We start from the raw sequence: 23,498 nt of genomic DNA on the forward strand, positions 1-23,498 counted from the left end.
TCCTCGGGGCGCGGCGGTCAGGACCGGGGGGCGGCGATGTCGACGTTCTCCAGGATGCCGACGGCGTCGGGGACCAGGGCCGCCACGGAGTAGTACGCGCTCACCAGGTACGACATGATCGCCTTCTCGTCGATGCCCATGAACCGCACGTTCAGGCTCGGCTCGTACTCGTCGGGGAGCCCGAGCTGGTGCAGGCCGATGACGCCCTGCTCCTCCTCGCCGGTGCGCAGCGCGAGGATGGAGCTGGTGTGCCCCTCGCTGATGGGGATCTTGCCGCAGGGGAAGATCGGCACGCCGCGCCAGGCCGGCACCTCGTGGCCCTCGACGATGGTCGAACCCGGCGACAGGCCGCGCTTGTTGCACTCGCGGTAGAACGCGGCGATCGCCTTGGGGTGGGCCAGGAACAGACGGGTCTTGCGGCGCATGGTGAGCAGGTCGTCCATGTCGTCGGGGGTGGGCGGCCCCGACCAGGTGCTGATGCGCTGGTCGTAGGCGGTGGTGTGGAGGAGTCCGATGTCACGGTTGTTGAGCATCTCCCACTCTTGACGCTCCCTCAGTTCCTCGATGGTCAGCCGCAGTTGCTCCTGGAGCTGGTTCATCGGGTTGTTGTAGAGGTCGGCGACCCGGGTGTGGACGCGCAGGACGGTCTGGGCGACGTCCAGTTCGTACTCCCGCGGCTCCAGGTCGTAGTCCACGAAGGTGGCGGGCAGTTGTGCCTCGCCCTCGTGCCCGGAGGCGACCTCGACGTCCGCCTCGCCACGCCGGTTGACCGGCCGGCGGGCGTTGAGCAGGAAGCGGTCGATGTGGTCGGCCAGGTGCTGGTGGCGGTCGAGCAGTGTCTGGAAGGAGCGCCACGGCATCGACACCACCGTGACCGCGGTGGTGGCCTTCACGGTGTGCAGCCACAGGGGGTCCTGCTGCCCGAGCGCCTCGTCGCCGAGCGGTTCCCCGTCGGCGAGGACGCCGAGGAGTTCCTCGGTGCCGTACTTGCCGGTGCCGTAGCGGTTGAGGCGGCCGTGCGCGACGATGAACGCCTCCTCGATGGGGGTCCCCGCCTCGACCAGCACCTCGCCCGCGCGCAGGTCGCGCGGGGTGAACTTGTTGGCGAGCTGGGAGAGCAGCTCCGTGTCCGGGAAGCCGCGCAGTACGGGGATCTCGCGGAGCGTCTCCGGGATGATCCGTACGTCGTCGGCCCCGTTCTGGATGAACTCCACCCGGCCGCGCCCGACGGCGAGGGTGAGCCGGCGGTTGACGCGGTAGGCGCCGCCGGGGACGTGCACCCAGGGGAGCGTGCGCAGCAGCCAGCGCGAGGTGATGGCCTGCATCTGGGGGCGGGTCTTGGTGGTGGTCGCCAGGTTGCGGGCGGCCTGGGTGCTGAGGGACAACTGGGGCTGCTGGCCGTTGAGTTCCGTGGTCGTCGGTTCCTGCTGAGTGGTCATGGCGGATCTCCCTCCCTGTTGGTTGATCGCTCGGTGCGGTGCCGGGTCCGTCGCGTTGGGCTGTTACGGGCCGGCCTGCTGGGTCTCGGCGGCGGTCAGTTTGAGTGCCTCCTCCAGGAGGGCGTCGACGATCTTCGATTCGGGTACGGTCCGCACGACCTGGCCGCGGACGAAGACCTGGCCCTTGCCGTTGCCGCAGGAGACTCCGATGTCGGCCTCGCGGGACTCGCCGGGACCGTTGACGACGCACCCCATGACGGCGACGCGCAGCGGGTGCGGGAAGCCGTCGAAGGCGGCCTCGACGCGCGCCGCCAGGGAGTGGATGTCCACTTGCAGCCGGCCGCAGCCGGGGCAGGAGACGATCTCCAGGTTGCGCGGGCGCAGGCCGAGCGAGGCCAGGATGTGGCAGCCGGCCTTCACCTGCTCGACCGGTGGCGCGGACAAGGAGACGCGGATGGTGTCACCGATGCCCTCGACCAGCAGCACGCCGAAGGCGACCGCGGACTTGACCGACCCCTGGAAGGCGGGGCCCGCTTCGGTCACGCCCAGGTGGAGCGGGTAGTCGCAGGCCTCGGCGAGCAGCCGGTAGGCCGCGATGGTGGTCAGCGGGTCGTGGTGCTTCACCGCGATCTTGATGTCGCGGAAGCCGTGCTCCTCGAAGAGGGACGCCTCCCACAGAGCGGACTCCACCAGGGCCGCCGGGCACGGTTTCCCGTACTTCGCCAGCAGCCTGTTGTCGAGTGATCCGGCGTTGACGCCGATGCGGATCGGCACCCCGGCGGAGCCCGCGGCCCGTGAGATCTCCTTGACCTTGTCGTCGAACTTCTTGATGTTGCCCGGGTTGACGCGCACGGCCGCGCAGCCGGCGTCGATGGCCTGGAAGACGTACCGGGGCTGGAAGTGGATGTCGGCGATGACCGGGATCGGCGACTTGGCGACGATGGCGGAGAGCGCGTCGGCGTCGTCCTGGGAGGGGACGGCGACGCGCACGATGTCGCAGCCGGCTGCGGTGATCTCGGCGATCTGCCGCAGCGTGGCGTCCACGTCGGCGGTCAGGGTGGTCGTCATGGTCTGCACGCTGATGGGCGCGTCGCCGCCGACGAGCACGTCGCCGACGCGGATCTGGCGTGAGCGGCGGCGCACGGGGGCCGCGGGCGGCAGCGTGGGCAGGCCCAGGTCGATGGACACGGTCAGACCTCCTGTTCCAGGTGGGGGTGGCCGGCGCGGGCCCGCAGGACCGCGTGGACGATGCCGGCGGGGTGCAGCCCCGCCGCGGCGAGCAGATCGGTGCGCTGCCCGGCCGGGATGAAGCGTCCTGGCAGCCCCAGCACGCGTACGGGAACGGTCGACCCCGCGTCCGCCAGGGCGCGGGCGACGGCCGTACCGGCGCCGCCGGAGCGGGTGTTGTCCTCCACCGTGACCACCAGGCGGTGGCGGGCGGCCAGTTCGACCAGCTGGTGCGGGACGGGAAGGACCCAGCGCGGGTCGACGACGGTGACGCCGATGCCGGTGGCCGCCAGCGAGCGCGCCGCCTCCAGCGCGGGCGCGGCCAGCGGCCCCACGGTCACGAGCAGCACGTCGCGCACGCCGGAGCGATGCAGTACGTCGACGGGGCCCAGGCGTTCCAGGGCGGGCAGGTCGCCCTGGGCGCCGGCCTTGGGGAAGCGCAGCGCGGTGGGACCGTCCGCACAGGTCACCGCCTCGGCGAGCAGCTCGCGCAACTGCCGGGCGTCGCGCGGCACCGCCACCCGCATGCCGGGCACCGCGCCCAGGATCGTCAGGTCCCACATCCCGTGGTGGCTGGGCCCGTCCGGGCCGGTGATGCCCGCCCGGTCCAGCACGAACGTCACCGGCAGCCGGTGCAGGGCGACGTCCATCAGGACCTGGTCGAAGGCGCGGCCGAGGAACGTGGCGTACACCGCCACCACGGGGTGCAGCCCGGCCGTCGCGAGGCCGGCGGCCGAGGTGACCGCGTGCTGTTCGGCGATCCCGACGTCGAAGAAGCGCTCCGGGAAGCGGTTGCCGAACGCGGCGAGCCCCGTCGGTCCCGGCATCGCCGCGGTGATCGCGACCAGGTCCCGGTGGCGCTCGCCGAGCAGGCTCAGCTCCTCGGCGAAGACGTGCGTCCACGTCGGCTTCGAGGCCGTGCGGGGGAGGCCGGAGGCGGGGTCGAGGACGCCGACGGCGTGCATGCGCTCCGCCTGGTCGGCCTCCGCCGGAGCGTACCCCCGGCCCTTCACGGTGACCACGTGCACCACGACGGGCCGGCCCAGCTCGCGGGCGACCTGCAACGCCTCCTCCACCGAGGGCAGGTGGTGGCCGTCCACCGGCCCGAGGTAGGCGAAGCCGAGCAGTTCGAAGAGGTTGCCCGCCACCGGCAGCGGACGCGGCAGCGCGCTCGGTGCGCCGTCGAGCAGCCAGTCCACGCTGTCGGCCCCGTCGCCGCGCAGTTGCTGGAGGTGGTCGGCGAGGGCGCCGATGGTGGGGGCGTAGGAGCGCTCGTTGTCGTTGAGGACGACGACGACCGGCCGGTCCTGCCGGGCCCCGAGGTTGTTCATCGCCTCCCACGCCATGCCGCCGGTCATCGCCCCGTCGCCGATGACGGCGACGACGGCCCGGTCCTGCTGGTCCTGCAACTGGCGGGCCTTGGCCAGCCCGTCGGCGTACGAGAGGGCGGTCGTGGCGTGGGAGTTCTCCACCACGTCGTGCTCCGACTCCGTGCGCGAGGGGTACCCCGAGAGCCCTCCGTGCTCGCGCAGCCGGTCGAAGTCGGCGACCCGGCCGGTCAGCAGCTTGTGCACGTACGCCTGGTGGCCGGTGTCGAACAGCAGCGTGTCGTGGGGGGAGTCGAAGACCCGGTGCAGGGCCAGGGTGAGCTCCACCACGCCGAGGTTCGGCCCGAGGTGACCGCCGACCGCCGTCACCCGCTCGATGAGGAAGCCGCGGATCTCCTCCGCGAGCGACGCGAGCGCCTCCTGGGACAGGCCGCGCAGCGCCTTGGGGCAGTCGAGTTCGCACAACAGCGGGAACGCGGCGGAGAGCGTACGCATGGGCATGGGTCCTCGCAGGAGGTGGGGGAGGGGTGGTGCGACGGGAGGGGTCGCGGACAAGCGCTTGCCGACGGGCCGAAGACAGCGGCCCTCCGTGCGGTGCCCCTCCATCAAGCACCAGATCACCGCGCCGCCGGAACCCCGTCCCGGAGGACCGCGTGTGACAGCGATGAACGCTTGTGCAGTTGTGAATTCACCCCGGGGCGGGCGTCGGTCCGGAGGGGAGCGCGACGCGTGCACGGGCGCCTGACGTGGTGCCGGGAAGTGAAGAGAGCGCGTCGGGGGCGCGCGGTGGTGAATCGCTCATGGGAATCGCGCCAACGTGGAAGGGAAAGGCACGGCTCCTGCGGTACCGGGACGGCAGACCCCTGCGGAGTGGGAGCTCCGGGGAACGCTGTCGTCATCGGTGCCTCAGGCAACCGGCTGCCCTGTCCATGCCTCCTACCGCCCGACGCCCATCCCCCTCGCGCCACCCCCACCAAGCCCCCGCCTCACACCGCCTAGCCTCACGCCTCACGCCTCGCTTCCGCCGCGCCTCGTCGAAGGGCCCGAGCGCGATCCCGCCTGCCTCCACCGCGACAGATGTCCAGCGCCCCCGGACCTCGGGCAGCGACCCGTCCCGCGTGCGTACGTGACCCCGCCTCGCCGACACCGACAGGTGACGTCCCACGCGGCACAGCCATGACACCCGCCGGCCCCGTCTCCGCTCCGCACGCACGCCGTGCCGCCCGAGAGGGAACGTTCATGCCCCGTCGCGAACCCAACCGCCGCCTCGCCGCGCTCCTCACGGACGCCCAGTGGAGCGCCGCCGACCTGGCACGCGCCGTCAACGCCCTGGGAGCCGCCCAGGGCCTGGACCTGCACTACGAACGCACCGCCGTCGCCCACTGGCTGACCGGCTCGCGCCCGCACGGCCCCGTACCCGAGCTCGCCGCGCAGGCCCTGAGCCGGCGCACGCGGCGGCTGATCACCGCCGAGGACACCGGACTCGCCCCCCACGGACGGATAGGCGTACTGCCGGAACCCGCTCCCGCCGCGGAAGGCGACCCCGTACGCCGCCTCAACGCCCTCGCCCGTGACGACACCGACCCCGCGCACCGCGCCCACCTGGCCCGCACCGCCTACACGCTCTCGCCGGTGACGGTCCCCGACTGGGCGGCGCGGGTGCCCCTCCCGCGGGCGGGCTCCGGCCACCGGATCGTCGACGCGGACGTGGAGGGGTTGCAGGACATGACCCGCACCTTCGCTTGCCTCTGCGACCGGCGCGGCGGCGGCCACGCCCGCACCGCCTTGACCAGCTACCTGGCCGACGACGCCACCGCACTGGCGGCCGCCCCCGCCTCCCGTACGCTGCACCGCCAGATCCTGGTCAACTGCGCGCAGTTGACCCACATCCTGGCCGCCATGACCGCGGACGCGGGGCACCAGGGACTCGCCCAGCAGTACTTCCGTGCCGCCCTGGGCCTCTCCCTGCGCGCGGACGACCGCACCAGCCACGCCGTCACCCTGCGCGCCATGAGCACCCAGGCCCTGCGCCTCGGCCACACCCACCATGCCGGTGAACTCGCCCGCGCCGCCCACGAGTCCGCCGGAACCACCGCTCCCGCCGCCACCCTCTCGTACCTACTGGCCCAGCGCGCCCTCACCAGCGCCGCGGACCGCGAACCGCGCCGGGCACTGGCCGACCTCAACGCCGCCGAACAACAGCACAGCAGGGCCACCAGCGCCCCGGGACCCTTCTCCACCTATCCCCAGGCAGGGCTCGACTACCAGCGGGCCCAGATCCTCCACGCGCTCGGGGACCAGCAGGAAGCGGTGAGCGCGCTGCGCCAGGCGGCCCGCCACCGCCCGCCCTCACAGCGCCGCCTGTACGTACTCACCCAGCTGCGGCTCTCCGACGTACTGCTCGACACCGGCCACGTCGAAGAGGCCTGCGCGTACGCCCGCCTCGCCCTGGACCACTACCCGCACCTGCACTCCGTCCGCGCCGACAAGGCGCTCGCCCACCTCATCAACCGGCTGCGGGCCTTTCCCCGCCAGCGGCACGCGGCGCTCGCCCTCGAGCAGGCGTACCAGCTGAAGCAGGACTGGTCCTGACCGCGGTCGTACGGATCCGGGAACGAGCCATTCTGGCAGCAGCCCCGAACGGAGCTGTCAGTAAAGGGAGACGGACAAGCGGAATGACCCGTGCGACCGGCGGGCGGTGTTCCGCACCCCGCCGCCCCGGCACCGCGACAGCGGGTGGCGGCGGGGCGCCAGTGGCGCGACGCGTCCGCCAACACGCCTTTTCCTTGGCCGGTTTGTCGTCGTTCCGTCGCGGTGGCGGGGGTACTCGCGCGCCGTCCGGTTCCCAGCCGGACTCTTCTCCCTCGAAGGAGCGCGCCATGACCACAGCATCATCAGCCGGCTATCCCGAGGCGGGCCACAGCGCCACCGCCTCCCGGCCCGTCGCCGACCATTACGTGGAGACGGAGACCAAGCCGTCCTTCAAGACGACCGAACTGATCGTCTACGTGGCCGTCGTGCTCGCCGTGCTGATCGCCTCGGCGCTGGTGGGCGCCGAAGGGATCGGCGACGACCGCTTCACCGCCGCCCAGGCCTGGTGGTACGTCACCCTGCTGACCATCGGCTACCTGATCAGCCGCGGGCTCGCCAAGTCCGGCTCGCGCGGGACCGTGCGCGACATGCGCGGCACGCGCGACACCAGCGGCTACGACTCCCGGGTCTGACGACAGGCACCGGCTGCCCCCTCGGACCCGAGGACGCGGCGGAACCGGCCCCGACGCCGGCGCGGGACACCTCGACGAAAGGCTGATCATGACCGAACGCAACACGCTGCTCCGCAGCGCGCACGACCTCGGCCTCGCGGCCTGGTTCGGCGGCTCCCTGATGGGGGCGGTCGGCGTGAACGGCGCCGCCGAGCAGGAGGGCGGCACGAGGCTCGACACGGCACGGATCGCGAGCGCGGGCTGGGCGAAGTGGGCACCGCTCGGCGCCCTCGCCATCGGCACCCACCTGGTGGCCGGCAGCGGTCTGCTGATCGCGAACGGCGGACGCGTCCGCCACCAGGCCGGTGTGGGCGCGTCGACGCTCGCCAAGCTCGGCCTGACGGGCGTGGCCCTCGCCGCCACCGCCTACACCCGGGCGCTGGGCAAGAAGGTCGAGCTCGACTCGTCCGACGACGCGGAGGACCGCGAGGCGGCGCAGGAGATCCCCGTCGGGACGACGCGCGCGCAGCGCCAACTGACCCTGATGCAATGGGTGGTTCCCGGACTGACAGCGGGCCTGGTGGTCCTGAACGCCCTGCACGGTGAACAGCAGCGCCCCGGGCAGCAGACGCTCGGCGTGCTGCGGAAGATGGCCCCGGGTTCCACGCGCGGCGCGTAGCGCCACGCCCCTCGGCGGCGCCCCGTCACGAAGGACAGCCGCGAAGCACAGTCAAGATGGACATCGCGATGGACAGGAGCCGGCAGTGACCGCACCGTCCGGACCGCCCGGAAGCGCCGGCGGTTGTGCGCCTGGCGCGTTCGGGTGCCTGGTTCGGCTGGAGTGCGCCTGTCCGCTATCCGGTGGCGGGTCTAGGGTGGGATACCAACGTCGGCGGGCAGTCCTGTCCTGCCGGTGCGATGGCCCGGCCCACCCCGGTGGGCGCCGTGTCGTGGTCCGTTCTCTGCCCTGACCCCGCAGAGCACGTCCTTCTCTGCCCCAGCCCCGGCAGAGTGCGCGTACCTGTCTGTACCGTCTGCCCTGACCCCGCAGATCACCTGCTTTCCTTTGACGACACCCAAGGATGCCGGTTGCGGGCCGGGGAGCGGCCCGTGAGACCGGTGCGTCCCTCCAGGCCGATGCCTGTTGCCGCCAGGGTTGCCTTCGCCGATGGCCCTGGAAGCCGCGGGTTTGGGGGAATGCGTACGACCGGCTCCCTGTGCGGCTGAGCCGGCCGGGTGCATGCGGCCGTCACCGAGTGCGGTGGCGGCCGCCGCTCCCGTAGCGACGCCGACTTCGCCCGGGATGCCCGGGGCGCGACGCACGGACGGCAGAACAGAAGGGATCGAGGGGGAGCACTGCCGTCCACTGTCACCGCCGGCCCGAAGGAGCGCTCCCGCGCGCCCCTTGTGACGGGAGGCGTCGTCAAGTCTAGGAGCTGGAGCCCCTACCGTCACCCCGTAGGCCCACAACTTCCCTGAAGGGCTGGACAGTTACCTCCCCCTTGTCAACAACCCCCGTCGTACGGCGCTCCGGATCCCGTACGACGCCGAGGCCACCAGCGGCACCACGGTCAGCGCCGCGACGAGCCAGTAGAAGGGGCTGCTCTCCACCGCCCAGTTGCCCGGGTCGGCCAGGGACTCCAGGTCGTCGCGGTCACGGTAGTAGCAGTAGAGCATGATCAGCATGGACACCGTGGAGCGGAGCACCGCCGACATCAAGCTCCCGGACGTCGCGCCCAGCGCCGCGACGAGCACGAACCAGGGCCAGACCGGCTCACTGACGAAATGGCCCCACGTGCCACCGGCGGCGTCACCGGCGGACACGCACCACGCGGTGCCGAGCCCGACCGCCACGGCGATGACGAGGTCGAGTGGCAGACGCCTCACGATGGGCGGCCACCGTCCCCGGTCGCCGTACGAGGCCGTCTCCGCACGCGAGGACGGCGGCTGGGGGACGAGGGGCGCGGGCATGCGGGACTCCGGTGGGGTGGCCGATCGGGGGTCCCCTCATCCTCACGGGTCCTGACGGGCCGCTCCTCGCCCGTGGGCAGGAGATCGCGCCCTCACCTTCGGCATACGCGCCCCCGATTCGGCATACGTGCCGCCGGTGGTCAGTCGTGGGGGAGCGACGGACCGAGAGGAAGGTCGTACGTCAGGAAGCGCCCGCCCACGCGCAGCCCGGCCAGTTCGAGGGCCTGCCGGACCGTGGGGTCGTCGAACTCGTGGACGGTCAGCTCGGTCACCTCGGGATGGGCGGCCCGCAGCCGCGCGACGAGGTCGGCGACCAGCGCGGCGAGGCGGTGCTGATCGCCGTCGCGATGGCTGATCGCCTCGCCCGCGTTGAGGAGGGCCGTGTGTCCGTCGAGGGTGGCCGAGACGCGTGCGCCCGTCGTCGCCAGGGTGAGGCCCGCTTCGGGCAGTGACCGGACCTGGACGTGGGGCAGGCCGGTGGGGGGCCGCCAGGCGGCGGGCCGCGCCGTCCAGAGCCGGGCGAACTCGCCATGGGCCTGCGCGCCGAGTGCCTCCGCGGCTCGCCCCTCGGCGCCGCTGTCCAGCCCGTCCCACCGCAGGACGCGGAACCCGGCACCCCGGGCTTCCTCGGCGGCGCGGCCGTACAGGCGCGTGAACAGCTCGGCCTCCGCGGCCTCCGCGGCCAAGGCCCCCGCGTGGCCGCTGCGCAGCCGACGGACCTCGCGCGGCACGTACAGGCCCTGGACGCGCGCGACCTCGTCGCTCTCCTCGAACACCCACGCCCAGCCCGACAGCACGCCGTCGAGCCGGGCCACGGCCACCCCGACCGTCCGGGGACGCTCTCCTGCCCCGGCTTCCGCGTCGTCGGGGAACGGGTGGTCGGCGGCTGCGTACAGCTCCCGGGCCAGACGGTCCTCCGCGTCCGGCCGACCGTCCCAGGAAACGGACATTTCGCTCGTCATGCCGGAAGAGTAGGGCGGCCGGAGCGTCGGGCGGGGGCGGCGCACTCGGGAGCGGCCCGTGTTCGTACCCACCCCGCCCCGAGGCAGAGGGGACGACGAGCGGGGTGGACCTTCGGCATAGACCACGTTCCGCATCCAGGCCGACGTCCGCGCCGATCGTGGGGGAGAGGATGAAGACGCTCCGCACGCCCCCACCACCTCTTCCACGCCCACGCTCCACCACCTCGTCGAGGACCCCCACAGTGATCATCTCCGACCGGCCCGTCCCCGCCCGCCGCCCCGACATCACCGCGTTCCGCCTGGTGAGCGGCCTCGGCCTGATGCTGATCGCCGCCGCCGTACCGCTCCTGGCCGGCGCCGCCCGCGCGCACCCGCCGACGGCCGAGGCCTGGCAGTCGGCGGGGGTGACCACCGCGATCGGGCTGGGCGCGGCCGTGGCGGTCCTCGGCGTACGGGTGCTGACCCGGCGGGCGACGAGGGGTCCGGGCCGCCGCTCCTGAGCGCGGGTACCCGCGGGCTATCCGAGCGCCCGGGCGGCGGCCTCGACGCGCGCCCGCTCCAGGAGTGCGATCTGGCGGTCCGCCCGCTCCGACAGGACGTCGAGGTGCTCGGTGAACAGGCGTCCGTCGGTCTCGGACAACGCGCGCAGCGTCCGCCAGCACGCCGCCTTGGCCGCCACGTCGGCCAGGAGCGATTCCAGTTCGAGGACGTCGGTGAGCGGCGAGCGGGCGAAGAGCCGGCCGTTCGGCCGCAAGCGGTCCGCCCGCTCGGCGAGCCAGCCGAGAGCGACCTTGGGACGGCTCGTGGGCAGGCCCAGGTCCTCCATGATCCCGAGCAGGCACTGGCGGTCCTGCTCCACCTCACGGGCGAGGTCGGCGAGCGCGGGCTCGCCCCGCCGCGCCCGGGCGGCCCAGCGCGCCAGCTGGACGCCGCCGGTCGCACCGGCCAGGTGGTCGTTGAGGTACGCGGACAGGAACTCCGCACGGTTGCTCCGGACGGGACGGGCAGGACGGGTGGGACGGACGGGACGGGCCACCACGGCGGGCGCAGGGCCCCGAGGCTTCCCGTCCCGCCCTTCCCCGGCCCGCACGGGCTCCTCGCGCACCGACCCCTCCCGCACGGGTCCCTCGCGCACCGGCTCCTCCCGCACCGGCTCCTCCCGCACGGGCCTCTCCCGCACGGGTCCCTCGCGCCCGCCCCCGGCCGTGCGCATTCCGAGGTCGACGGCCGCGCCCAGCCGGGCCCAGCTCTCCTCGGCGGCGGCCAGGTCCTCGCGCTCCAAGAGGTCCGTGACCTGTGCGAAGTCCACTCCCACCCGCTCCAGCGCGGCGAAGTGCCGCAGCGCCGAGGCGTGGTCGTCGACCGCCGGCGTGTGCACGGGGAGGGCACCGTGGTCCGCGTACGCGGCCAGGGTCGCGCGCGACATGGTGCTCACGGTGCCGGCGATGGCCAGCTCGGTCACGTACTTGGTGTCGGGGCAGGCGGGGTCGTCGACGCCGGTGGACGCCCACAGCGGACGCTGGGACCGGGCCCCGGCCCGGGTCAGGCGCCGCCGCAGCGGTCCGGCGGCCTCCGTGCCGTACGCGTGGTAGGCCAGCCGGGCGTTGGCGACCCCGCTCCTGCCCTTGAGCGCCAAGGCCTCGGGAGTGCCGAGGGCGTCGAGGCGGCGGTCCACCTCGGCGTCCACCCGGGACACGGGGAACGAGGCGACCGAGTGGATGGCGGCCAGGTCGTGCCCGGCGCGCCGGGCACGGTCGAGTCCCGCCGCGTGGGCGGCCATCACGGCGCGGTAGCGGTCGAGCGCGAAGACCAGTGTGAGGTGGACGCTGATCCCGCGCGCCACCACCTCGGTGGCGGCCGTCAGGCCCTCGGGGGTGGCCGGGACCTTGACGTACAGGTTCGGCTCCCCGACCTCCTCCCACAGCCGCACCGCCCGCGCGACGGTCGCGTCGGTGTCCTTGGCGAGCCTCGGATCGACCCCGACCGACACGCGTCCGTCCAGGCCCCCGGTCCGCTCGTGGACCGGGGCCAGGGCGCGGCAGGCGGCCCGCACGTCGGCGGTGGTGAGCGCGAGCACGGCGTCGTCGACGCTCGTGCCCCGGGCGCCCAGGTCGCGGAGCTGGTCGGCGTAGTGGTCCCCGCGGGACAGCGCGGCGGTGAGGGTGGTGGCGTTCGTCGTGACACCCACGACGTGCCGTTCGGCGATGAGCCGCTCCAGTTCGCCACTGGTGAGCAACGCGCGGGAGAGGTCGTCGAGCCAGACCGAGACGCCCGCGGCGGACAGGTCGGCGAGCGGGTCGGGCACGGTGGACGGGAACATGCTGGACCTCCGGGGAAGGGGAGAAGGAGCTGACGTGACGACGGCACCCTCGGCGGTACGGGGCGCGGGCGCCGTCACGGTGATGTCGCACGGTCGTCCACGGGACGCGAGTGCCGGGCGGCCGCCGGGGACCGGAGTGGGACCAGTACCCCGCAAACGGCGCCCCGCACGCCGTTCCCCTTCCGGGCTTCCGCCCCGGTCCGCCTCCGTGGAAGTCGCTTCCGGCAGAGGCCGGTTCGGGCCACGGGCGAGAACCGACGAACCTCCGACGACGGCGGGTCATCCGCCCTAGTCTGGACCGAGTTGACCCGGGCCCTGGTGCCAGGGCGTGTTGCGAAAGTCCCGCCTGCCCCGCGACGCCTGGCACGCACGCTCGCTGCGTTGTCGGGATCATCCAAGTACGCCCAGTACGAGGATGACCCTCCGCCTTGCGAGCGCACGCACCAGACGCCGCGGGGCCCGCCCTTCGGGCGGACGGCGCTACTTTCGCACCACGCCCTGGCAGCCTCGATCCTCGTTGATCCCCCACACCTGCAACCGTCCAGGATCGAGGGCTACATGCCCCCCACCCCGCTCCACCGCCTGCTGCGCACCGAGCCGCACGGCGACGACCTGCTGGCCACCGTCTACGGCGAGATCGACTTCTGTACGGCCCCGACCCTGGCCGGCGGTCTGAGCGCCCTGGCGCAGACCACCCGGCCCCGGCTGCTGATCGACCTGCGCCACATCGACTTCATCGACTGCTCCGGCCGCCGTGCCCTCACCGCCACGCGCGACATCGTGACCGTACGCCGAGGACGCCTGCGCCTGGTGTGCACCCGGCCCCTCACCCGTACGGTCCTCCATAGGCCGCCCTACCTGCGGCCCTTCGACATCATCCCCGGCCTCCCGGCCCTGCCCGCCGCGTGAGCGGCCGGACGCCGCACCGAGGGGCCGTTCCCGTCCAGGACGACCCCCGGAGACGCGAACGCCGCTCTGGCCCTCCGTACGGACCGGAAGGCCGGGCGACGGAGGGGCGGTTACCGGCCTCGCCGGGGCATCGTGGCTCCCGACGTGCCGTGACCGTGCGCTCGCCGCCCGGTCGTCGTGGCGTGGCTTGGTGAAAGGTGCTGCGGGGGTGGGCGAGCGGTGAAGCGGTGGTGCGGGGGAGTAACGCGCCGCTGGCATAGGCCGGTTGACGCCTTGGGAACGGGTTCCCGATGTGAGTGGATGGAGGCGTGGTCGTCGGCCGCCGCCAGGGTGGCGTCACTGGCGGCGGCCGCGAGCGCGGGAGTACGCGGCTCGGCTCCCCCTTCGCCGCGTGAGGTCCCGCACTGGATCGCCCCTCCGGGACCGGGACCGTCAGCGGGATGTGGCCCCGGGTCGAAACAGACCGGAAGGGCGATGGGCCCAGGCCGATGGCGTCGGCGCTGCGGCCTGGGCCGCCCGGTGGACGGTGGCGACCCAGGGGCCGGGGGCCAGCAGGAGGAATCGGTCTCCGCCGACACCGGCGGGCGCTCCTGCTCTCGCCATGGTAGTGCCGTGGGTACCCGAAACCACCCTCGTGCGTCGGCCAGTTGACGCGAATTCACCAAACGCGCCGCGCCGCGCCGCCCGTAGGTCGTCCGTACGACCGGGCACGGCGCGGACGGAGTCACCGACTCCCTTTGGGGTACGCTGACAAGAAGGCGAGTTGTCGACACTGGCGCTCCATGCGACCCCCTTCGCGTCGGGTGCGCAGCGTCCCGTACGAAGACGGCGCCCCGGACGATTCCAGCCCGGGGACACCACGGGACGCGCCCACCGGCCGCCACGTCACTCGCCCCACTCACCCCTCGGCCCCCGACCCCGGCCGTCGCATCGACACCGAGGTCAAGGAGCCCTGGATGACGTCGAGTTACGCCGCGCGGACTGACGCGCGGTCCACCACCACGCCCGAACCGACCGAGCCGGTGCTCGCCTACGACGGAGCCGCCCCCTTCCCCGTGGACACCGTGCCACCGCACGCGCGCGACCGGGGCGAGCGGCTGTCCCTGGTCATCACGGCAGCGATCGTCGCCCTCCCGTTCATCGGACTCGGCCTGGCGCTCACCCTGCTCTGGGGCCGGTTCGTCCACCTCTCAGACGTCCTGCTCGCCCTGGTCCTGTACGTGGTGACCGGGCTGGGGGTCACCATCGGGTTCCACCGCGGCCTCACCCACGGCGGCTTCACCGCCCGTCGTCCGCTGCGCATCGCGCTCGCGGTGGCCGGCTCGATGAGCTTCCAGGGCAACGTCGTCGACTGGGTCGCCACGCACCGCAGGCACCACGCCTTCACCGACCGGCCCGGTGACCCGCACTCCCCCTACCGTTACGGGACCGGGCCGGGCGGGCTGCTCCGGGGGCTCCTTGACGCGCACGTCGGCTGGCTGTTCCGGCACGACCCCACCCCGGCGGACCGCTACGCGCCCGACCTGCTCGCCGACCCCGACATGCGCGCCGTGGCCCGGGCGTTCCCCGCGCTGTGCCTGCTCACCCTGGCCCTGCCCCTGGCGTGGGGCTGGATCGTCGGCGGCACCTGGGTCCACGCCCTGGTCGCGCTGCTGTGGGCGGGCCTCGTCCGCATCGCCCTCCTGCACCACGTGACGTGGAGCGTCAACTCGCTGTGCCACATGGTGGGTCGGCGGCCGTTCCGCACGCGGAAGCACGACCGGGCCACCAACCTCTGGCCGCTCGCCCTGCTCTCCTTCGGCGAGGGCTGGCACAACCTCCACCACTCCGACCCCACCAGCGCCCGGCACGGCGTCGACCGCGGCCAGCTCGACCCGTCCGCCGCCGTGATCCGCGTTTTCGAGCGGCTCGGCTGGGTCAGTGACGTGCGCTGGCCGAGCCGGGACCGCGTCGCGGCCCGCCGCGCGTGACACCGCACCACGTCGTACACCCAGGAGCTCAGCATGACCGTCCCCCCTCTTCCCCCGCCCCCCGTCCCGCCGCTCACCGCGCGGGTACGACTGTCGCCGCCGGAAGGCGGCCCGCGCCTCATCGACGGCGCGTGGTGGCCGCGCGGGAACGACCTCGTGACCGAACTGCCGCCGTTGCTTAGCGCGTTGCCGGAGAGCTGGCACCCGATCGTCCACGTCACCGTCAACGCGCTCTCGTGGTCGCCCTTCCCCGGGCACATGCTCCACGAGGGCCGCATCCTCCAGCTGCACCACACGCACTCCCCGCACTCCCCGGACACGGTCTGCCTGATGGCTCCCGGGTGGGGGCGCTGGGACCTGCTGCTCGTACCGCCGGGGGCGAAGAAGTGGCCCGGTGACGCATGAGCGGAGCGGCGCCCCGGAGACCCGGAGACGTGCTCGCGGGCACGGGCCCGAACGCCCGGGTCCTGATGCGGGACAAGCTGGAGGAGATGTGCGAGGTGGCCCGCGTGGCCTCGGCGCACGCGGCGGTGATGTGCGCGACGGCGGCGCGGTCGTGCACGGCCGCCCAGCAGATGCGGGTCGACAGCGAACGCATGCTCACGGCCGCACGCATCGGTTTGGAAAGGGCCAGGGACGCCGGTTAGGCCGGCGGTGCGCACCACGGCCGGGGAATGTGGTGCGCACCTCGGGTCCGGGCGGCCGACGGTGTCATCGGCCCGTGGGTGCCTTCGGTCCGGTGCGAAGCGGCGTGGCGGCGGCGCCCGGCGCGGGTGCGCTGTAGCCGCCGATCAGGAACGTGCACCCGGTGAGGGTGAGCAGGCGCCCGAGCGCGGCCGACGGGTGGTGCAGGCGCAGGGCGGCGCCCGCGTCGGCGGCCTGCAGGTGGGCGCCGAGGAAGGCGTTCAGACCGCTCACGTCGCAGAAGGTGACGGTGGTCAGGTCGACGTCGATCGTACGCATCCCCCCGCGCAGGCACTCCCGCAAGGAGGCGCTGAGCAGCGGGGCCGTCTCGGCGTCGATCTCACCGGCCAGGGTGACCAGTGACCGGCACCGCTTGTCGTGGCGGTAGACGTTCAGGCGGGGCAAGGACATGGCGCCTCCGTTCCGGGAGACCGGCCGGTGGGAAGCCCGGGAAGCGGGCTGGGCCCGGTGCACCTGTGGGTTCGGCAGCAACGCGCCGTCGGGGTCTGGAACGTCGACGTCCTGATGTGGAGCGTAGTCCCGAACCGGCGGGCGTGGGAGGCGCGTCGGGTTCCAGCTCGCGATCGGTGCGGACGGGTGCCGCGCGCGCTCCGGCCGTACCGCCGCGCGGGCTCAACGCGCGCCGCGCAGCGCGAGGTTGGCGGCGGTCTTCTGGAGCAGCCCGTAGGCGAGGACGGGCATCAGGAGGTGCGGCTTGTCCGGCGCGGCGGCCGTGAGCAGGGCGGCACCGGCGCTGCTGTTGTTCATGCCGCTGATCAGGGTGAGGGACGAGCGTGTCGGGTGGTCGAGGCGCAGCGCGGTCGAGGCGAGGCGTCCCAGCAGGAAGGAGGCCGCGCACAGGAGTGCGGCGGTGGCGACGGCGGCGCACAGCAGCAGCGGGCGTGGCCGTTGCAGGCAGGCGCCGAGGGCCCCGCTGGCGTTGGCGTACGTGGTCAGGAGGGAGGCGACGAGCGCGACCGGCTCGACGAGGATTCCGAGGCGTTCCGCCGCGGCCGTCGCGAGGAGCGTGCGGGCCGCGGTGCCGAGCAGGCACGGCAGCACGATGGCCCCCAGCGCGAAACCGCCTCCGGCCGCGGCGCCCGCGACCTGCAGGGTGCGGGTGTGCGGGCCTTCGACGAGGGGGGCGAGGAGTCCGGTCACCAGGGGAGTGGTGAGGGGGCTCGACAGGGTCGTGAGGAGCACGGCGGCGACGATCGTGGGCTGGTCGGCGGTGTCCTTGGTCGCCCAGACGGTGGCGCCCGAGGCGACGGGCATGGTCACGATGAGGATCAGCGCGGTGGTGATGCCGCTGCCGTGGTCCTGGTCGGAGCCGGCCCGCAGCAGCAGTGCGACGAGGGGGATCAGCGCCAGGGGGAGTGCCGCGTGCAGCGCCAGCGCGGCCAGCAGCGGCCGGGGCCGGGCCAGCAACGGTGACAGGGCTGCCAGGGGGAACTTGTAACCGGCCGCGAACAGCACGACCCCGAGCAGTACGGGGGTGGCGTGCACGGCCGGTCCGTGCGCCGGCGCGTGCGGGCTACGTAACCACAGCCCCGGGCCGGGCAGGAACAGGGCCAGCAGGTAGGCGGCGACCACGGCACGGCCCAGGCGGGCGCGCAGACCGGTGGCGAAGCGGCGGGCGGCGACGGAGCAGCGAGTGGTGGCGGAACGGCGAACGCTGGTGGAAGCACGGTGCGGTGGCACGTTTTCCTCGGTGGTGCGGAATCGGGGCGGGGCGGGGGAGACAGGCCCTTACCGTGGGGCGCGGTCAGCGGGGCCCGGTGCGGCGTCGTGCCCGGACCGGTCGGTCGCGTACAGCCAATGGGCGGCACAGAGTGCGCCGAGCGCGCTCCACGCCGTGGCCAGAAGCCACCCGGCGAGGACGTCGCTGGGCCAGTGCACGCCGAGCCGGACCCTGCTCACCCCGACCAGCGCGGCCCAGCACACGGCCGACGCGATCCCATAGCGGTGTCCCCGCGGCCTGCGGAGGAGGAGGGCGACGACGACGATCCCGGCCGCCATGGCAGCCGTGGTCGCGTGCCCCGACGGGTAGGCGTACCGAGAGGCCCGCGTCAGCCAGTCCTCGGCCGGTGGCCTGGGGCGGGCCAGGACGGTCATGAGGCCGAAGCGCACCGCCTGCCCGAGGGCCAGCCACGCCACGCAGCCCGAGGCCGCCACGGCGATCCGCGTCCCCGAGGGCCAACGGGCTGTCAGGAAAGGGTGGTTGGCGAGTACGAGAGCTCCCGCGCCGAGGGTGACCAGGTACGGGATCGCACCGGTTCCGGTCGCGGTCACCATCCTGAACGCGGGCACGTCCGCGGCGGTGCGGTGGGCGAGTACCGTCCGCAGGAGTGCGGAATCGCCGGGCAGCGGCGCGAGCGCGCCGGCCGACAGGGCGATGGTGAGGGCGAGGAGCGCCACGGCAGGCAGCAGGATCCACCACCCGTACCTCCGGGTCGTACCCGGCCGGTCGCTCATGCGGCGGTGACCAGCGGCTGGAACCGGCTGCGGACGAGTAGCCCGGACAAGGCCGGTGCGTGCCGGGACAGGAGCAGGCCGAGGGAGGCGGCGACGAGGGCGCCCACGGTGAGCCCCGCGAGGACGTCGTGCGGGTAGTGCGCGCCGACCCAGACGCGCGAGGCGGCCATGGCCAGGGCCGCGAGCCCAGCCACGGCGCCGAGGCGGGCGGAGACGAACCACAGGGCCACGGCCGCCGCGGCGGCCAGGGCGGCGTGGTTGCTGGGAAGTGACCAGTCGCCAGGCGCCGGGCAGGCTTCCAGGGTGGCCACGTGCAGGGTCCGGCACGGCCGGGTCTCGTGCAGCAGCGACTTCAGGACGCTGTCGGCCGCGAACGCCGCGAGGGTGAGGACGGGTGCGGCCAGCGCCAGGACCGCGCGCCCGGGCTCGCGCCGCCGGGCGCGCCACCAGGCGCCGAGCATCAGCAGCGCGAACAGGGCGAGCCCGTAGGTGGAGTAGGCGCTGATGAGGGCGTCGAGCCAGCTGGGTGCGCGGTGGGCTGTGTCGACGACGTCGAGGTAGGTGCCGGTGTCGAAGCCGGCGGCGACGGAGTGCAGGTGCGTCATGCGCCCTCACCGGCCTGGTGCGCGCGCCGGGCGCGCAGCAGCTCCAGCGCGAGCGGGATCAGCGAGACGACCACGACGACCCCGATGATCGGGAGCAGGTAGCGGTCGACGTTCGGCACCGAGGAGCCCAGCGCGTAGCCGCCCAGGACCAGGCCGACCGTCCACACCAGTCCGCCCGTCACCTGCCAGAGCGCGAAGGTGCGGGGCGGGACGGCGAGGATGCCGGCCAGCGGGTTGAGGACGGTGCGCACGATGGGCAGGAAGCGGGCGAGCACGATCGCCTTGGCGTGCCCGTAGCGGTGGAGGACGTCGGCGGCGCGCTCGGCGCCGTCGGCGAGCTTGCGGGACTTGGTGCGGGCCAGGAGCGCGGGCCCGGCCCTGCGGCCCAGGTGGTACCCGGTCTGGGCGCCGGCGAGCGCGCCGACGGCGGCGGCGAGCAGCACCCACGGCAGTGAGAGGTGCCCGGGTTTGGCGGCCGGTCCGGCACACAGCAGGCCGGCGGTGAACAGCAGCGAGTCGCCCGGCAGGAAGAACCCGATGAGCAGTCCCGTCTCGGCGAACAGCACGAAGGCGATGCCGAGCGTGCCGAAGGCGGCCAGCAGCGACTGCGCGTCGAGCGGGTTCACCGCGAGTGCCACCGGTGGTACGGCGAGGGTCATGAGGATGCGCCCCTTCTCCTGGGCTGGTCGGACAGCGAACGGCTATCCTGACTACAAAAATGTAGACCGTCTACGTCAATGTAGACGATCCAAGGGTGGAGGCGGTTCCGTGACGCACCAGGAGAGCGAGCGCAGGCCTTCCGGCGCACTGGAGGCCAGCGTCCTCGCGGCCCTGTGGGCGGCGGGCGCGCCGCAGACGACGGCCCAGGTCAGAGCGGCTCTGGCGCAGGACCTCGCGCGCACCACCGTGGCGACCCTCCTCGTGCGCCTGTACGAGAAGGGCGTCGTCGGGCGCAGGCCCGGCGCGCGCGGCTTCGTGTACTACGCGACCGAGGACGCCAACGGCCTCACCGCTCGCCGCATGCACCAGGAGCTCGCCCGGCGCGGCGAGGACCGCGGCCTCGTCCTGGCCCGCTTCGTCGAGGGCCTCAGCGACCAGGACGAGGCGGAGCTGCGCCGCCTGCTCGAGGAGCCCCGCCCGTGATCGTCCTGCTGCTGCTCCCCCTCGCCCTGCCCTGGGCCCTGCCGCCGCTGCTGCGCCGGTACGTCCACGCCGTCCGCCCCGACATCGCGCTGTGGGTCACGGCCGGAGCCTCCTTCGCCCTGGCGGTCGGGGTGATCTCCTGCCTGGGGGTGCTGCTCCTTCCTCTCGCCCTCCACGTCCCGGCCCTGGCGGCCCTCGCGGAACTGCTGCGGCCGCTGCGCGTCGGGCCGCCGCTGCCGGTCCTCGCCACCTCGGTCCTGTCCGCCGCGGCTCTGGCGGCTGCCGCCACCGCCGTGGTGCGTGGCGCGTCGAGGGAGGTGCGCGGCCTGCGCGCGACCCGGCGCCGCGTCACCCGGCTGCCCGCCGCGGGCGGCCTGTGCGTCGTCGACGACGCCCGGCCCGAGGCGTTCGCGCTGCCCCTCGGGGTGCGGGGCCGCGGCCGGATCGTGGTGTCCTCCGGCATGCTCCGTGCGCTGGGGCCCGGTGAACGCGAGGCGCTCCTCGCCCACGAGCGGGCCCACCTGTCCCGCCGCCACCACCTCCCGCTGGCCGCCGCCCAGTTGGCCGGCTGGTGCCATCCCGCGCTGGCCGCCGCCCTGCCCGACATCGCCTTCGCCGCCGAACGCGATGCCGACGAGCGCGCCGCGCGCGCCTGCGGCGACCGTGGGCTCATCGCCCGGGCCGTGGGCCGCGCCGCCCTCGCCACCGCGCGCGGGCGGCGCGGCGACGGCCTCCCCTCGGTGGCACCCGCCGCGACCGGCGGCCCCGTACCCGCCCGGGTGCGCGCCCTGCTCTCGGGCGCCCCGGCCCGCCGCTTCGCCCCGGCCCTCGCCGCCGTGGTCCTGTTGTGCGCGGCGGCCGGGTCCCTCGCGCTCGCGGGAGCCGTGTCCGTGCACCGCGGTGTGGAGGTCGCCCAGGGGGAGCATCCCGCCGACTAGGGCCTTGGCGACTGGAACCCGCCGACCGAGACCCCGAACACCCGTCCCGCGTCCGCCGCTTAGGGCAGCCTTCCTTTACCGACTACGTTTATGTAGTCTCTGGAGTGATCCCGGGACGGTCGTCCCCGGGCACCCCCGGCTTCCCGCACGCGAAACGAGGCACCATGTCCGCCAGCCCCCGCCGTCTGCTCGTCGGCGCGAGCACCGCCGTAGCCGCCGTCGCCACGCTCGCGGGCTGCGCGCAGAAGGCCGACGCGGGCGACGGCGCGGTCAGGGTCACGGCCTCGGACACCGCGTGCGACGTGTCGAAGAAGGAGTTCCCGGCCGGGCACGTGGAACTGGCGGTGGAGAACAAGGGCTCCAAGGTCACCGAGGTCTACGTGCTGTTCCCCGACGACCGGATCGTCGCGGAGCGCGAGAACATCGGCCCCGGCACGAAGGCGTCCATCACGACCGAGATCAAGGCCGGTTCGTACAAGATCGCCTGCAAGCCCGGCATGAAGGGCGACGGCATCCGCCAGCAGGTCAAGGCCACCGGCGGCAAGGCGGGCCCGGCCCGCTCGCCCGAGATGGACCAGGCCGTCGCCTCCTACCGCCAGTACGTGCAGCAGCAGGCCGACGAGACGATCCCCCTGTCGAAGGCCTTCACCGACGCCGTCCGAGCGGGCGACGTGGAAGCGGCCAGGAAGGCGTACGCGACGTCACGGATCGGCTGGGAGCGCACCGAGCCGGTCGCCGAGTCCTTCGGCGACATCGACCCCAAGGTCGACGTGCGCGAGGACGGCCTGGAGGCGGGCCAGGACCCGGCGAAGGACTGGACCGGCTGGCACCGCCTGGAGAAGGCGCTGTGGCAGGACGGGAAGATCGGCGACCCGGAGAAGAAGCTCGCCGACAGGCTCGACCTGGACCTGGCCGACTGGGTCAAGCGGGTCGGCAAGGCCGACATCACCCCGACCTCCATGGCCAACGGTGCCAAGGAACTCCTCGACGAGGTGGCGAAGAACAAGGTCACGGGCGAGGAGGAGCGCTACTCGCACACCGACCTGGTCGACTTCAAGGCCAACGTCGAGGGCGCCCAGAAGTCCTTCGAGCTGCTCAAGCCGGTCGCCGCGAAGAACGACGCCGCGCTGGTCGCCGAACTGGACAAGCAGTTCGCCGCGCTCAACACGCTGCTTGACAAGTACCGCGCCGACAAGACCGGTTACGCCTTCACCTCGTACGACAAGGTCGGCAAGGACCAGCGCAAGGAGCTCTCCGACGGCGTCAACGCCCTCGCCGAGCCGCTGTCCAAGCTCGCCGCCGCCGTCACCAAGTGACCACGGGCGACAAATGACCACGGGCGAGCGGGAGTCCCGCCGCCCCTCCCTCTCCACCCCCTCCCTCTGCACCCCCTCACGGACGCCCCCCTCACGGACAAGGAGCCGGCGTGCTCGGCAACTACCTGATCGGCCTGCGCGAAGGCCTGGAAGCCAGCCTCGTCGTCTGCATCCTGGTCGCCTACCTCGTCAAGACCGGCAACCGCCGGCAGCTGCGCCCGGTCTGGGCCGGGGTCGGCCTCGCCGTGGCCCTCTCGCTGGCCTTCGGGGCGCTCCTCCAGTTCGGCTCCTCCACCCTCACCTTCCAGGCCAAGGAAGCCCTCGGCGGATCCCTCTCCATCCTCTCCGTGGCCCTGGTGACCTGGATGGTCTTCTGGATGCGCCGCACCGCGCGGCACCTGAAGGGCGAACTCCAGGGCAAGCTCGACGCCGCCCTCGCCGTCGGCACCGGCGCGCTGGTGATCACGGCCTTCCTCGCCGTCGGCCGCGAGGGCCTGGAGACCTCCCTGTTCATCTGGACCGCGGTCCAGGCAACCGGGGACGGCGTCCGCCCCCTGATCGGGGCCCTGCTCGGTCTCGCCACGGCGGTCGTCCTGGGCCGGCTCTTCTACCAGGGAGCCCTGAAGATCAACCTCGCCGCGTTCTTCCGCTGGACCGGCGCCATGCTGGTCGTCGTCGCGGCCGGCGTCCTCGCCTACGGCATCCACGACCTCCAGGAGGCCGACCTCCTGCCCGGCCTGCACGCCCTCGCCTTCGACATCAGCGACACCGTCCCGCCGGACTCCTGGTACGGCACGCTCCTCAAGGGCGTCCTCAACTTCCAGCCCGACCCCACCGTCCTCCAGACGGCCGTCTGGGCGCTCTACGCCGTCCCCGTCATGGCGCTCTTCCTGCGGCCCCAGCGCACGGACGCGCCCCCGCGACAGGCCCACGACCGGGCCGTGACCCGGTAGGCCACGCCCAGACGACCACGCCCCGACGACGACCACGCCCCGACGACCACGGCGC

At 73.6% G+C, this 23,498-nt stretch carries 22 protein-coding genes and 1 pseudogene; 12 read left to right on the forward strand and 11 right to left on the reverse strand.

Annotation, left to right across the window (positions count from 1 at the left end):
- Positions 1-17: 17 nt before the first annotated feature.
- The 3 genes from ABT160_RS22975 to dxs form a co-directional block, all read right to left on the reverse strand.
- Positions 18-1,439: a family 2B encapsulin nanocompartment shell protein gene (locus tag ABT160_RS22975; protein WP_351649612.1), complete on the reverse strand. Its 1,422-nt coding sequence runs from the start codon at positions 1,437-1,439 to the stop codon at positions 18-20.
- A 63-nt stretch (positions 1,440-1,502) separates the two neighbouring features.
- Positions 1,503-2,633, reverse strand: a complete 1,131-nt coding sequence (gene ispG / locus ABT160_RS22980; RefSeq protein WP_351649676.1) for a flavodoxin-dependent (E)-4-hydroxy-3-methylbut-2-enyl-diphosphate synthase — start codon at positions 2,631-2,633, stop codon at positions 1,503-1,505.
- Positions 2,630-4,489 carry a 1-deoxy-D-xylulose-5-phosphate synthase gene (dxs, locus tag ABT160_RS22985; RefSeq protein WP_351649613.1) on the reverse strand — a complete coding sequence of 620 codons (1,860 nt, stop codon included), beginning with the start codon at positions 4,487-4,489 and terminating at the stop codon, positions 2,630-2,632. The genes ispG and dxs overlap by 4 nt, the downstream gene beginning before the upstream one ends.
- Positions 4,490-5,233: 744 nt before the next feature.
- Here dxs and ABT160_RS22990 point away from each other — a divergent pair.
- The 3 genes from ABT160_RS22990 (at position 5,234) to ABT160_RS23000 (ending at position 7,876) form a co-directional block, all read left to right on the forward strand.
- A complete protein-coding gene (locus ABT160_RS22990; protein ID WP_351649614.1) occupies positions 5,234-6,586 on the forward strand; it encodes an NsdA family TPR-like regulatory protein in 1,353 nt (450 codons plus the stop codon).
- A gap of 287 nt (positions 6,587-6,873) precedes the next feature.
- A complete protein-coding gene (locus ABT160_RS22995) occupies positions 6,874-7,218 on the forward strand; it encodes a hypothetical protein (protein ID WP_351649615.1) in 345 nt (114 codons plus the stop codon).
- 88 nt (positions 7,219-7,306) lie between these two features.
- Positions 7,307-7,876: a hypothetical protein gene (locus ABT160_RS23000; protein WP_351649616.1), complete on the forward strand. Its 570-nt coding sequence runs from the start codon at positions 7,307-7,309 to the stop codon at positions 7,874-7,876.
- Between the two features lie 812 nt (positions 7,877-8,688).
- Here the strand turns inward: ABT160_RS23000 and ABT160_RS23005 are convergent.
- Together ABT160_RS23005 and ABT160_RS23010 are read right to left on the reverse strand one after the other, a co-directional pair.
- Entirely contained in the window at positions 8,689-9,084 is a 396-nt protein-coding gene (locus ABT160_RS23005; RefSeq protein ID WP_351649618.1) for a hypothetical protein, read from the reverse strand.
- Positions 9,085-9,308: 224 nt separating this feature from the next.
- Complete coding sequence (locus ABT160_RS23010) at positions 9,309-10,130, reverse strand: hypothetical protein (RefSeq protein ID WP_351649619.1); 822 nt, start codon at positions 10,128-10,130, stop codon at positions 9,309-9,311.
- A gap of 242 nt (positions 10,131-10,372) precedes the next feature.
- Between ABT160_RS23010 and ABT160_RS23015 the strand changes: the two genes are divergently transcribed.
- Entirely contained in the window at positions 10,373-10,630 is a 258-nt protein-coding gene (locus tag ABT160_RS23015) for a hypothetical protein (protein WP_351649620.1), read from the forward strand.
- Positions 10,631-11,328: 698 nt separating this feature from the next.
- On the opposite strand, the pseudogene tal reads toward ABT160_RS23015, so the two are convergent.
- Positions 11,329-12,450: pseudogene (gene tal, locus ABT160_RS23020) on the reverse strand (transaldolase); the annotation flags it as partial.
- A 558-nt stretch (positions 12,451-13,008) separates the two neighbouring features.
- Here tal and ABT160_RS23025 point away from each other — a divergent pair.
- The 4 genes from ABT160_RS23025 (at position 13,009) to ABT160_RS23040 (ending at position 15,976) form a co-directional block, all read left to right on the forward strand.
- Positions 13,009-13,359, forward strand: a complete 351-nt coding sequence (locus ABT160_RS23025; protein WP_351649621.1) for an STAS domain-containing protein — start codon at positions 13,009-13,011, stop codon at positions 13,357-13,359.
- A 956-nt stretch (positions 13,360-14,315) separates the two neighbouring features.
- Positions 14,316-15,329, forward strand: a complete 1,014-nt coding sequence (locus tag ABT160_RS23030; RefSeq protein WP_351649622.1) for an acyl-CoA desaturase — start codon at positions 14,316-14,318, stop codon at positions 15,327-15,329.
- A gap of 33 nt (positions 15,330-15,362) precedes the next feature.
- On the forward strand, positions 15,363-15,734 hold the full coding sequence (locus tag ABT160_RS23035; protein WP_351649623.1) for a DUF5994 family protein: 372 nt from the start codon (positions 15,363-15,365) through the stop codon (positions 15,732-15,734).
- Between the two features lie 29 nt (positions 15,735-15,763).
- A complete protein-coding gene (locus tag ABT160_RS23040; protein ID WP_351649624.1) occupies positions 15,764-15,976 on the forward strand; it encodes a hypothetical protein in 213 nt (70 codons plus the stop codon).
- 64 nt (positions 15,977-16,040) lie between these two features.
- On the opposite strand, the gene ABT160_RS23045 is transcribed toward ABT160_RS23040, so the two are convergent.
- The 5 genes from ABT160_RS23045 to ABT160_RS23065 all read right to left on the reverse strand — a co-directional run bounded on the left by ABT160_RS23045 (position 16,041) and on the right by ABT160_RS23065 (position 19,752).
- Positions 16,041-16,424, reverse strand: a complete 384-nt coding sequence (locus tag ABT160_RS23045; RefSeq protein ID WP_351649625.1) for an STAS domain-containing protein — start codon at positions 16,422-16,424, stop codon at positions 16,041-16,043.
- Between the two features lie 222 nt (positions 16,425-16,646).
- Positions 16,647-17,714, reverse strand: a complete 1,068-nt coding sequence (locus tag ABT160_RS23050; RefSeq protein ID WP_351649626.1) for a sodium-dependent transporter — start codon at positions 17,712-17,714, stop codon at positions 16,647-16,649.
- Positions 17,715-17,762: 48 nt separating this feature from the next.
- Complete coding sequence (locus ABT160_RS23055; RefSeq protein WP_351649627.1) at positions 17,763-18,488, reverse strand: phosphatase PAP2 family protein; 726 nt, start codon at positions 18,486-18,488, stop codon at positions 17,763-17,765.
- On the reverse strand, positions 18,485-19,093 hold the full coding sequence (locus ABT160_RS23060) for a phosphatase PAP2 family protein (RefSeq protein WP_351649628.1): 609 nt from the start codon (positions 19,091-19,093) through the stop codon (positions 18,485-18,487). The genes ABT160_RS23055 and ABT160_RS23060 overlap by 4 nt, the downstream gene beginning before the upstream one ends.
- Positions 19,090-19,752, reverse strand: a complete 663-nt coding sequence (locus ABT160_RS23065; protein WP_351649630.1) for a DedA family protein — start codon at positions 19,750-19,752, stop codon at positions 19,090-19,092. The genes ABT160_RS23060 and ABT160_RS23065 overlap by 4 nt, the downstream gene beginning before the upstream one ends.
- 109 nt (positions 19,753-19,861) lie before the next feature.
- Between ABT160_RS23065 and ABT160_RS23070 the strand changes: the two genes are divergently transcribed.
- The 4 genes from ABT160_RS23070 (at position 19,862) to efeU (ending at position 23,443) form a co-directional block, all read left to right on the forward strand.
- Positions 19,862-20,236 carry a BlaI/MecI/CopY family transcriptional regulator gene (locus ABT160_RS23070; RefSeq protein ID WP_351649631.1) on the forward strand — a complete coding sequence of 125 codons (375 nt, stop codon included), beginning with the start codon at positions 19,862-19,864 and terminating at the stop codon, positions 20,234-20,236.
- Positions 20,233-21,174: a M56 family metallopeptidase gene (locus ABT160_RS23075; protein WP_351649632.1), complete on the forward strand. Its 942-nt coding sequence runs from the start codon at positions 20,233-20,235 to the stop codon at positions 21,172-21,174. The genes ABT160_RS23070 and ABT160_RS23075 overlap by 4 nt, the downstream gene beginning before the upstream one ends.
- A gap of 164 nt (positions 21,175-21,338) precedes the next feature.
- On the forward strand, positions 21,339-22,490 hold the full coding sequence (gene efeO, locus ABT160_RS23080; protein ID WP_351649633.1) for an iron uptake system protein EfeO: 1,152 nt from the start codon (positions 21,339-21,341) through the stop codon (positions 22,488-22,490).
- 110 nt (positions 22,491-22,600) lie between these two features.
- Positions 22,601-23,443, forward strand: coding sequence for an iron uptake transporter permease EfeU (gene efeU / locus ABT160_RS23085; protein ID WP_351649634.1), 843 nt, complete (start codon positions 22,601-22,603; stop codon positions 23,441-23,443).
- The last annotated feature ends 55 nt before the right edge of the window (positions 23,444-23,498 follow it).

This window comes from Streptomyces sp. NPDC001941 (assembly GCF_040296945.1).
In the GTDB taxonomy this organism is placed as follows: Bacteria; Actinomycetota; Actinomycetes; order Streptomycetales; family Streptomycetaceae; genus Streptomyces.

Coding starts and splice junctions, on each gene's coding strand:
- ABT160_RS22990 (WP_351649614.1), top strand. CDS start 5,234: ATGCCCCGTCGCGAACCCAACCGCCGCCTCGCCGCGCTCCTCACGGAC.
- ABT160_RS23055 (WP_351649627.1), bottom strand. CDS start 18,488: ATGAGCGACCGGCCGGGTACGACCCGGAGGTACGGGTGGTGGATCCTG.
- ABT160_RS22995 (WP_351649615.1), top strand. CDS start 6,874: ATGACCACAGCATCATCAGCCGGCTATCCCGAGGCGGGCCACAGCGCC.
- efeO (WP_351649633.1), top strand. CDS start 21,339: ATGTCCGCCAGCCCCCGCCGTCTGCTCGTCGGCGCGAGCACCGCCGTA.
- ABT160_RS23065 (WP_351649630.1), bottom strand. CDS start 19,752: ATGACCCTCGCCGTACCACCGGTGGCACTCGCGGTGAACCCGCTCGAC.
- ABT160_RS23045 (WP_351649625.1), bottom strand. CDS start 16,424: ATGTCCTTGCCCCGCCTGAACGTCTACCGCCACGACAAGCGGTGCCGG.
- dxs (WP_351649613.1), bottom strand. CDS start 4,489: ATGCGTACGCTCTCCGCCGCGTTCCCGCTGTTGTGCGAACTCGACTGC.
- ABT160_RS23060 (WP_351649628.1), bottom strand. CDS start 19,093: ATGACGCACCTGCACTCCGTCGCCGCCGGCTTCGACACCGGCACCTAC.
- ABT160_RS23030 (WP_351649622.1), top strand. CDS start 14,316: ATGACGTCGAGTTACGCCGCGCGGACTGACGCGCGGTCCACCACCACG.
- ABT160_RS23025 (WP_351649621.1), top strand. CDS start 13,009: ATGCCCCCCACCCCGCTCCACCGCCTGCTGCGCACCGAGCCGCACGGC.
- ABT160_RS22975 (WP_351649612.1), bottom strand. CDS start 1,439: ATGACCACTCAGCAGGAACCGACGACCACGGAACTCAACGGCCAGCAG.
- ABT160_RS23035 (WP_351649623.1), top strand. CDS start 15,363: ATGACCGTCCCCCCTCTTCCCCCGCCCCCCGTCCCGCCGCTCACCGCG.
- ABT160_RS23010 (WP_351649619.1), bottom strand. CDS start 10,130: ATGACGAGCGAAATGTCCGTTTCCTGGGACGGTCGGCCGGACGCGGAG.
- ABT160_RS23000 (WP_351649616.1), top strand. CDS start 7,307: ATGACCGAACGCAACACGCTGCTCCGCAGCGCGCACGACCTCGGCCTC.